General features: G+C 75.3%; 11 protein-coding genes and 1 pseudogene. 11 read left to right on the top strand and 1 reads right to left on the bottom strand.

Annotated elements, in window-relative coordinates:
• Positions 1-239 (bottom strand): annotated as a pseudogene (locus ACWD4P_RS37240) (hypothetical protein); the annotation flags it as partial.
• A 317-nt stretch (positions 240-556) separates the two neighbouring features.
• Between ACWD4P_RS37240 and ACWD4P_RS37235 the strand changes: the two are divergent.
• The 11 genes from ACWD4P_RS37235 to ACWD4P_RS37185 all read left to right on the top strand — a co-directional run bounded on the left by ACWD4P_RS37235 (position 557) and on the right by ACWD4P_RS37185 (position 7,991).
• Positions 557-1,153, top strand: a complete 597-nt coding sequence (locus ACWD4P_RS37235; RefSeq protein WP_449782697.1) for a DUF6328 family protein — start codon at positions 557-559, stop codon at positions 1,151-1,153.
• Positions 1,150-2,166, top strand: coding sequence for an SDR family oxidoreductase (locus ACWD4P_RS37230; RefSeq protein WP_449782696.1), 1,017 nt, complete (start codon positions 1,150-1,152; stop codon positions 2,164-2,166). Before ACWD4P_RS37235 ends, ACWD4P_RS37230 begins: the two co-directional genes overlap by 4 nt.
• A gap of 129 nt (positions 2,167-2,295) precedes the next feature.
• On the top strand, positions 2,296-2,469 hold the full coding sequence (locus ACWD4P_RS37225) for a CsbD family protein (RefSeq protein WP_359830347.1): 174 nt from the start codon (positions 2,296-2,298) through the stop codon (positions 2,467-2,469).
• Positions 2,470-2,838: 369 nt separating this feature from the next.
• Positions 2,839-3,285, top strand: coding sequence for a hypothetical protein (locus ACWD4P_RS37220; RefSeq protein ID WP_449782695.1), 447 nt, complete (start codon positions 2,839-2,841; stop codon positions 3,283-3,285).
• The gene (locus ACWD4P_RS37215; RefSeq protein ID WP_359830340.1) at positions 3,282-3,539 is read left to right on the top strand and encodes a monovalent cation/H+ antiporter complex subunit F; all 258 of its coding nucleotides are present in this window, start codon (positions 3,282-3,284) and stop codon (positions 3,537-3,539) included. The genes ACWD4P_RS37220 and ACWD4P_RS37215 overlap by 4 nt, the downstream gene beginning before the upstream one ends.
• Positions 3,539-3,826, top strand: coding sequence for a monovalent cation/H(+) antiporter subunit G (locus tag ACWD4P_RS37210; RefSeq protein WP_449782694.1), 288 nt, complete (start codon positions 3,539-3,541; stop codon positions 3,824-3,826). Before ACWD4P_RS37215 ends, ACWD4P_RS37210 begins: the two co-directional genes overlap by 1 nt.
• Complete coding sequence (locus ACWD4P_RS37205) at positions 3,823-4,092, top strand: Na(+)/H(+) antiporter subunit B (protein WP_449782693.1); 270 nt, start codon at positions 3,823-3,825, stop codon at positions 4,090-4,092. The genes ACWD4P_RS37210 and ACWD4P_RS37205 overlap by 4 nt, the downstream gene beginning before the upstream one ends.
• The gene (locus tag ACWD4P_RS37200; protein WP_449782692.1) at positions 4,089-4,829 is read left to right on the top strand and encodes an MnhB domain-containing protein; all 741 of its coding nucleotides are present in this window, start codon (positions 4,089-4,091) and stop codon (positions 4,827-4,829) included. The genes ACWD4P_RS37205 and ACWD4P_RS37200 overlap by 4 nt, the downstream gene beginning before the upstream one ends.
• Positions 4,826-5,170: a sodium:proton antiporter gene (locus ACWD4P_RS37195; protein ID WP_449782691.1), complete on the top strand. Its 345-nt coding sequence runs from the start codon at positions 4,826-4,828 to the stop codon at positions 5,168-5,170. Before ACWD4P_RS37200 ends, ACWD4P_RS37195 begins: the two co-directional genes overlap by 4 nt.
• Positions 5,171-5,176: 6 nt before the next feature.
• Entirely contained in the window at positions 5,177-7,024 is a 1,848-nt protein-coding gene (locus tag ACWD4P_RS37190; RefSeq protein WP_449782690.1) for a complex I subunit 5 family protein, read from the top strand.
• A 175-nt stretch (positions 7,025-7,199) separates the two neighbouring features.
• The gene (locus tag ACWD4P_RS37185) at positions 7,200-7,991 is read left to right on the top strand and encodes a hypothetical protein (RefSeq protein WP_449782689.1); all 792 of its coding nucleotides are present in this window, start codon (positions 7,200-7,202) and stop codon (positions 7,989-7,991) included.
• The last annotated feature ends 52 nt before the right edge of the window (positions 7,992-8,043 follow it).

Below are 8,043 nucleotides of genomic sequence, written 5' to 3'. Positions count from 1 at the left end.
GGCATGTTGAGCTCGATGATCGTGCCGCGGACGTAGCTGTAGGCGTGGGACTCGCGGGCCAGCGCGGCCAGCCGTTCGAACAGCGCGTCGCTCAGCTCGCGGGCCTCGGTCTTCCCCATCCGGCGCAGCTCGGCCGGCGTCGGCCTCGGCGGGAGATCGGACAGCTCGGACGGCTCGGAAGGCGGGTCCGGAGCCGTCTCGACGGCGTCACGACGGACTGGTTCCAGGTGGACGGACACGGGGCTTCTCCTGGGTAGCGGGGTGGACGCCCTGCATCCGTGCGAGCGGCGCTCGCACGTGGGCTTCTTCCCAGGACCTGTGCCCGGCTTCTTCAAGCGTGGCCCCGGTGACACCGCGAACGGTGCCGGAGCGGCCGGATCGCTCGACGGCCGCTGCACGGACCTCCTACCCCACACACGACACGAAATTCGTGTTTCATCCGTTTTTCTGCGATTCGTCCGGGTACCCGCTCCTTCGCGCCGAGCGGAGCGGCGGCCGGCCGCGACATGCCGCCGGGGCGGCGGCCGCGCAGGAGCAGCAGGCGGAGGTGGTCACCGTGGCGGCACCGGACACCGGTCCCGACCGCCCTGTCCCCGGTCACCGGACCGGCCGCCGGGAGTCGCCCGACGAACGGGCGGACCGGCGCTGGACCGACCTGCTCCAGGAGGTGCGGGTCGCCCAGACCGGCTCCCAGGTGCTGTTCGGGTTCCTGCTGAGCGTCGTCTTCATGCCGCGCTTCGCCCAGCTCGGCGGCTTCGACCGGGGGCTGTACGTGGTCACCGTCGTCCTCGGAGCACTGGCGACCGGCTCCCTGGCGGCCCCGGTCGCCTACCACCGGATCTTCGCCGGCCACCGGCTGAAGCCCCAGCTCGTCGACGCGGCGGCCAGACTGGTGGCCATCGGCCTGCTGCTGCTCGCGCTGACCACCGGCTCCGCCCTGCTGCTCCTGCTGCGCACGGCGATCGGACCGGCGCTCTCCGGCTGGATCACCGGGGCGGTCATGTTCTGGTTCGTGTCCTGCTGGCTGCTGATCCCCCTGCGGCACCTGCACCGGCGCGACGGACGGTGCGACGGGCCGCCGGAGGACGGGCCCGGCCGGGGCGCGCACCCCTCGGGTTTCAGCGGGGATGGCCGGGCCAGACGCCCGTCATGAGGATCCGCACCCGTTCGGAACCACGCACCGTCGTCATCACCGGCGCGACCGCCGGAATCGGCCGGGCCTGCGTCGGCGCCTTCGCCACCGGGGGCGACCGGCTGGTGCTGGTCGCCCGGGGCCCGGCCGGACTGCGCGCCGCCTCGGCCGAGGCCCGGGCCGCCGGCTCGCCGGTGCGCACCGTCCTGGCCGACGTGGCCGACCCGGAGGCCTGCGAGGCCGTCGCCGACCGCGCCGAGGCCGCGTTCGGGCCGATCGACGTCTGGGTCAACGACGCCTTCGCCTCGGTCTTCGCGCCCTTCACCGAGATCAGCCCGGCCGAGTTCCGCCGGGTCACCGACGTCACGTACCTCGGGTACGTCAACGCCACCCGTGCCGCGCTGCGCCGGATGCTGCCGCGCGACCACGGCACGGTCGTGCAGGTCGGCTCGGCGATCGCCTACCGGGGCATCCCGTTGCAGACCGCCTACAGCGGCGCCAAGCACGCCATCCAGGGGTGGCACGAGGCCCTGCGCTGCGAACTGCCGGCCAGTGGCACGGCGGTGCGGGTGACGATGGTCCAGATGCCCGCCGTCAACACCCCGCAGTTCGACTGGGTGCTCAACCGGCTGCGCGGCCGCGCCCGGCCCGTCGCACCCGTGTACCAGCCCGAACTCGCCGCCCGCGCCGTCCGGTTCGCGGCGGACCACCCCGGGCGGCGGGAGTACTGGGTGGGCGGCAGCACGGTCGCCACCCTGGTCGCCAACGCGCTCGCGCCCGGCCTGCTCGACCGCTACCTCGCCCGCACCGGCATCGACGCCCAGCAGGAGGACGGCCCCGGGCAGGCGGAGGACCTCGCCAACCTGTGGACGCCCTCGGACGCTTCCGTCGACCACGGCGCGCACGGCCGCTTCGACGAGGAGGCCCGGGAGCGCAGCGCGCAGCTGTGGGCCTCCCGGCACCACGGCCTGCTCGCCGTCGGCGGTGCGGCGCTGCTCGGTGCCGCCGCGGGTTCGCTCGCCCGGCGGCGGTGACGCCGGTCCTTCACACGCGGGCATCCCGCTGTCCGATGGGGCGATGTCCGGCCGCGTGGCATGGAACGGCCGTCACCGGGCAAGCGCAGCACAGCACACGAAACGCCTCGAAACGAGAGGAGTCACCCCATGGGCGCCGACGACAAGCTGCGCAACGCCGCCGAGAAGGCTCACGGCAAGGCCAAGGAGGCCGTCGGACGGGCGACGGGCGACCGCGCGATGGAGGCCGAGGGCCGGGGCAAGCAGGTCAAGAGCGACCTGAAGCAGGCCGCCGAGAAGATCAAGGACGTCGGAAAGGACTGAACACGGTGAGCGACCAGGACCAGCCCGTCCCGAAGGACCCCCCCGGTGCCGGTGGAGACCCCCGAGTCCCGGATGACCGGTGAGGGCGCGCCTCCGGCTCCTCCCCCCGAGGAGGAGGGACCGGAGGACGAGTCGACCGAGCCGGCCCACGAACCGGAACCCCACGAACCGCCCGACTAGAAGCGTGTCTTGCGGCCCCGGACCGATCATCGGAGGTTCCGGTCCCGCGCTCGGGCGAACGGGTGGTCCGCCACGGCGATCCCGCGCGCGACGGCGTTGCGCGCGGGACGCCGTCACCCCCGGGGGGTACACCTGGGGCCGCTCGCCGCACCAGCGGCGCGATCCTGACGGCCGGACGGGGGTGGCGGGATGCGGACGGTGGCCGAACTCCTGCTCTGGTGGGGGCTGTTGCTCCTGCTGAACATCGTATTCATCAGCTCGGTGACACCGCTCGAGGTGACCGTGGGCGGCGGCATCGCCGTTCTCGGGGCGCTCGGCGCGGTGGCCGTGCGGCGCGTCTCCGGCGCGACCCCGGGAGGTGCGGCCCGCATCGGCCCGGCGCTCCTGGCCCTCCCTCGGACGCTGCTGGCCGACACCGGCCGGCTGGCGCTCGCCGTCGTCTCCCCGCGCCACCGCGGCTCCGGCTTCCGGGCCGTCCGGCTCGCACCCGGCACCGGGCCCGCCTGGGCGGCCGCCCTGCTGTCCTCCACCCCCGGCGCCTACGTCGTGGACGTCGACGGCCAGACCCTGCTGGTGCACGCCCTCGGCCATGAACCCTCCTCCCTGGAAAGCGCGTTGACGGAGGCGGCCGAGTGAACGCCTGGCTGCTGGCGGCGGCCGTCCTGGCCGTCGGCGGGATCGCCCCGTGCCTGCTGCTCGGGCTGTCCGGCGCGACCCGGCGGCGCCTGGCCGGACTGAACCTCGCCGCGGTGGTGACCCCCGTCGTCCTACTGCTGCTCGCCCAGGGCTTCGGCCGACCCTCCTACACCGACCTGGCGCTCGACCTCGCCGTACTGGCGCCCGCCGGGACCCTGGTGTTCACCCGCTTCCTCGCCGGGGAGGAGCGCTGATGGGCCGGCACGCCGTGGCCCTGGCGCTGCTCTGGGCGGGCACCGCCGCGCTGCTGCTCTCCGCCGCCGCGCTCTCCGTACTCCCCGGCCGGTACCTGCGCCTGCACGCCCTCTCCCCCGCCGCGCTGCTCGGCGCCCCGCTGGTCGCGCTCGCCCTCGTCGTGGACACCGGGCCCGGCCGGGCGGCGGTCAAGCTCCTGGTGATCGGCCTGCTGGTGGCCACCGGCGGCACCGTCACCACCATGGCCGTCGCCCGGGCCACCCGCCGCTCGGAGACCGGCCGATGACCGACGCCCTGACCGTCATCACCCTGCTGCTCACCGGCGTCACCGCCACCACGGCCGCGCTCACCCGCGACCCCGTCCGGCAGGCCGCCGTCCTCGCCCTGCTCGGGCTGAGCCTCGCACTGCTCTTCACCGTGCTCCAGGCCCCCGACGTCGCGCTCTCCCAGCTCGGCGTCGGCAGCGCGATCACCCCGCTGCTGATCCTGCTGACCGTCCGCCGGGTGCGCCGCACCGAGCACACCGACGACCGGCCGGACCGCACCGAGTGAGCCGGACCACCCGGCTCGGGCTCTTCCTCCTCGCGGCCTCCGTGCTGGCCGCGGCCCTGATCGCCGCCGCCGGCGAGCTGCCCGGCTTCGGCGGCGCCCACCACCCCTACGGCGAGCGCGCGGTGGCGGCCGGGCTGGAACGGAGGACGGCCAACATCGTCTCCTCCGTCAACTTCGACCAGCGGGCCTTCGACACCCTCGGCGAGGAGTCCATCCTGTTCGGCTCGGTGCTCGGCGCGGGCATCCTGCTGCGGCTGGCCCGGGACGAGCGCAAACGCCGCGCCGCCGCCGAGCCCGTCCTGCCCACCACCCGACTGTTCGGCGCCGCCCTGCTGCCCGTCGCCGTCCTGGTCGGCGGGTACCTCGTCGCGCACGGCGCGCTGAGCCCGGGCGGCGGCTTCCAGGGCGGCGTCGCCCTGGCCACCGCCCTGCACCTGGCGTACGTCGCCGCCGACTACCGGGTGCTCAAGCGGATCCGCCCGCTCGCCGCGCTGGACGTCGCGGACGCGCTGGCCGCCGGAGCCTTCGCCGCGCTCGGCCTGATCGGCCTCGCCCAGGGCGCCGGCTACCTCGCCAACACGCTGCCGCTCGGGACCTTCAACCAGCTCTCCTCCAGCGGGCTGGTCGCCGTCGTCAACGCCGCCGTCGGGGTGGAGGTCGCCTCCGGCGTGGTGGTGCTGCTCGCCGGCTTCCTGGACCAGGCCGTCGAGATCGTGCCCCGAGGGGAGAGCACATGACCCTGTTCCCCTACCTGGTGGCCGGGTGGATCCTGCTCGCCGGGCTCTACGGCCTGGTGACCAGCCGCAACCTCGTCCAGGCGGTCGGCTGCCTGGCCGTCGCCCAGTCCTCGACGTACGTGCTGCTGCTCGCCGTCGGCTACCGCCGCGGCGCCACCGCCCCCGTCTTCTCCGACCTGCCGACCGACGCCCCGGTGGTCGACCCGGTGGTCCAGGCCCTGACGCTCACCGACATCGTGGTCGGTGCGACCGTCACCGCACTGCTCCTCTCCCTGGTGGTCCAACTGCGCAAGCGCCACGGCACGGTGGACCCGGAGGAACTCACCGGGCTGCGGGGCTGACGCCCGGTGCTCCCCGCCTCCGACCTCCTGCCGCTGGCCGTCGCCGTCCCGCTGCTGGGCGCGGCCGTCACCGCCGTGACGGGCCGGTGGCTGCCCCGGCTCGGCCGCGACGCGCTCGCCACGGCCCTCGCCGCCACCGAGGTCCTCTGCCTCGCCCTGCTGTGGGCCCGCACCGGCCCCGACGGCCGGGCGGTCTCCTGGCTGGGCGGCTGGAGCCCTCGGGGCGGCCACAGCGTGGGTGTCGTGCTGGTCGCCGACCGCCTCGGCAGCGGCCTCGCGCTGCTCGCCGCCGTCCTCGTGCTCGCCGTGCTCTGCTACGCCTGGCGGTACTTCGACGAGCCCTCCGGCGAGCACGGCGGCCGGTTCCCCGCGCTGCTGCTGCTCTTCGAGGCCGGGATGTGCGGCTTCGCGCTCACCGGCGACCTCTTCGACGCCTTCGTCTTCTTCGAGCTGATGGGCGCCGTCGCCTACGCGCTGACCGGCTACCGGATCGAGGACCCGCGTCCGCTGCACGGCGCGATGGCCTTCGGCCTGGTCAACTCGGCCGCCGCCTACCTCTCGCTGCTCGGCATCGGCCTGCTCTACGCCCGTACCGGCGAACTCGGCCTGGCCCAGATCGGTGCCCAGCTCGACCGGCTCGCCGTGCCCGGCCGCGGTCCGGACGCCCTGCTGCTCCTCGCCTTCGTCCTGGTCCTGGCCGGACCGCTGGTCAAGGCCGCCGCGGCGCCCTTCCACTTCTGGCTGCCGGACGCCCACGCCGTCGCCCCGAGCCCCGTGTGCATGCTGCTGTCCGGGGTGATGGTCGAACTCGGGGTGTACGGCGCGGCCCGGATCCACCGGGTGGTCTTCGCCGGCGCGGGCGGCCTGCCGGACGCCGCCGTCCGGGACACCCTGCTGGCCCTCGGGGTGCTGACCGCGCTGGTCGGCGCCGTCCTGTGCTGGCAGCAGCGGCACCTGAAGCGGCTGCTCGCCTTCTCCACCGTCGGCCACACCGGGCTCTTCCTGATCGGCGCGGCCCTGCTCACCCCGGCCGGACTGGCCGGCACCGCCGTGTACGTGGCCGGCCACGCCGGGGCCAAGGCCGCGCTGTTCGGCCTCACCGGCGTGCTGCTCGACCGGTACGGCTCGGTGGACGAGCACGGGCTGCACGGCCGGGCCCGTGAACTGCGCGCCACCGGCCTGCTGTTCGCCCTGGGCGCGCTGGCCCTGGCCGGACTGCCCCCGTTCGGCACCGGCCTCGGCAAGGCCGTCGCCGAGGAAGCCGCCGGACGTGAACTGGCCTGGCTGCCCGCCGTGTTCGTGCTGGTGTCCGCGCTCACCGGCGGCGCGGTGCTGCGCGCCGCCCTCCGGGTCTTCGGCGGGTTCGGCGCACCGCCGAAGGAGCATCCGGAGGTCGCCGCGACCACCGGCGAGGGCGAGGAACCCGAGATCCGCGAACCGGGCCGGCGGCTGCCCCCGCCGATGGTCCTGGTCCCCGGGCTGCTGCTGGCCGGCTGCCTGGCCGTCGGCGTGCTGCCCGGCGTGGGCCGGGCCCTCGCCACGGGCGCCGCCGCCTTCACCGACCGCAGCGCCTACCTCGCCGACGCCCTCGGAGGCCCCGCGCCGACCGCGCCCCCGGCCCCCGACGCCTGGTGGACGCCCGCCGGGATCGGGCTCGGCCTGCTCTCCGCCCTGCTCGCCGTCGCCTTCGCCACCGCCGCCGTCCGCCGGGACCCCAGGCGCGGCACCGGCGGCCTCCACCGCGCCCTCGTCCTGCCGCTGCGCCGCCTGCACTCCGGCCTCCTGGGCGACTACATCGCCTGGCTGGCCGTCGGCCTGGCGGCCCTGCTGGTGACGATCGCCGCGCAGCTCTGAGCGCGCGCCGCGGCCGTGCCGGCGGCTCCGGCCGCCTGCCGCCGGCCGCGCGCACCGTTCGTTCCCGAAGATCCACGTCGTCCCACGCGAGCGCGGAAGGACGATCGGTCCACCGTCAAGTGCGGGCCGAACAACGCCACTTGAGGCGATTCGAGACACATCCTAAGCTTGACGGATGATCGACAACACACACCGGCCCGACGAGCTCGGCGCCGTCACCAGCAGGCATCCGGTGGCCAACGGCAAGCGGTGGGTGAACGCCTCCTGGGCCCTGGGCATCGGCGTCCCGGTGGGCTGGTTGGGCCTGTGGGGAGCGTCCGCCGTCGGCGACGAGGGATCGTCCGGGGCCAACAAGGCGGTGGGCGTGCTCATCGGCCTCGGCCTGGCCGGACTCTACATCGGGGTGATCCAGGCCCTCCGGGCCGTACGCGGCGGACCGAAGGAGTACTTCGAGGTCCGCGAGCACGGTCTGGTCCACGGCTCCCGGCGCGGGCCCACGGTCGTCGCCTGGGAGCAGGTCACCGCGATCACCATCCGGACCGCCGAGCGGGAGACCGGCCTCGGCCGGCAGCTTGGCAGCGGCTACCGGTGCGTGCTCCGCCTCACCGACGGCCGGCGGATCCGGGTGGACGGGCTGGCCCAGCGGCACGGCTCGCTGGGCCTCGCGGTGCTCGGGAACTGCCCGCACGCGAGCCGGCTCACCGGGGACGAGTGGCTGCAGAAGGCGGCGCGTTGGCTGCTCGCCGCGGGCGCGGCCTGCCTGGCCGCGGCCGTCGCGATGGTCCTCGTCATCGTGGGCCACCCGGACAGGACGGTCACCGACCCCGGCGGCACCGCCCTCGCGCACGACGTCCCCGGTCTCAGCGACGGTCAGCTGTACCTGCTCAGCGGCGGAATCCTCGTCTGCGTGATCGCCGGCGTCACCTGCCTCGCCCTGTTCGTCCGGGCCCGGATGACGCGCGGCTGACGCGACCGCCGGCAGCCGTCCGACGCGCGAGCGCCGTGGCGGCGGCTCGCCG

This window comes from Kitasatospora sp. NPDC002543 (assembly GCF_053594915.1).
The sequence above is the reverse complement of the archived record's forward strand: the minus strand, read 5'-3'. Positions and strand labels throughout refer to the sequence as shown.

Bases quoted from the DNA above. Each gene is read 5' to 3' on its own strand.
- ACWD4P_RS37225 (WP_359830347.1), top strand. From the start codon at position 2,296: ATGGGCGCCGACGACAAGCTGCGCAACGCCGCCGAGAAGGCTCACGGC.
- ACWD4P_RS37230 (WP_449782696.1), top strand. From the start codon at position 1,150: ATGAGGATCCGCACCCGTTCGGAACCACGCACCGTCGTCATCACCGGC.
- ACWD4P_RS37210 (WP_449782694.1), top strand. From the start codon at position 3,539: ATGGGCCGGCACGCCGTGGCCCTGGCGCTGCTCTGGGCGGGCACCGCC.
- ACWD4P_RS37185 (WP_449782689.1), top strand. From the start codon at position 7,200: ATGATCGACAACACACACCGGCCCGACGAGCTCGGCGCCGTCACCAGC.
- ACWD4P_RS37195 (WP_449782691.1), top strand. From the start codon at position 4,826: ATGACCCTGTTCCCCTACCTGGTGGCCGGGTGGATCCTGCTCGCCGGG.
- ACWD4P_RS37205 (WP_449782693.1), top strand. From the start codon at position 3,823: ATGACCGACGCCCTGACCGTCATCACCCTGCTGCTCACCGGCGTCACC.
- ACWD4P_RS37220 (WP_449782695.1), top strand. From the start codon at position 2,839: ATGCGGACGGTGGCCGAACTCCTGCTCTGGTGGGGGCTGTTGCTCCTG.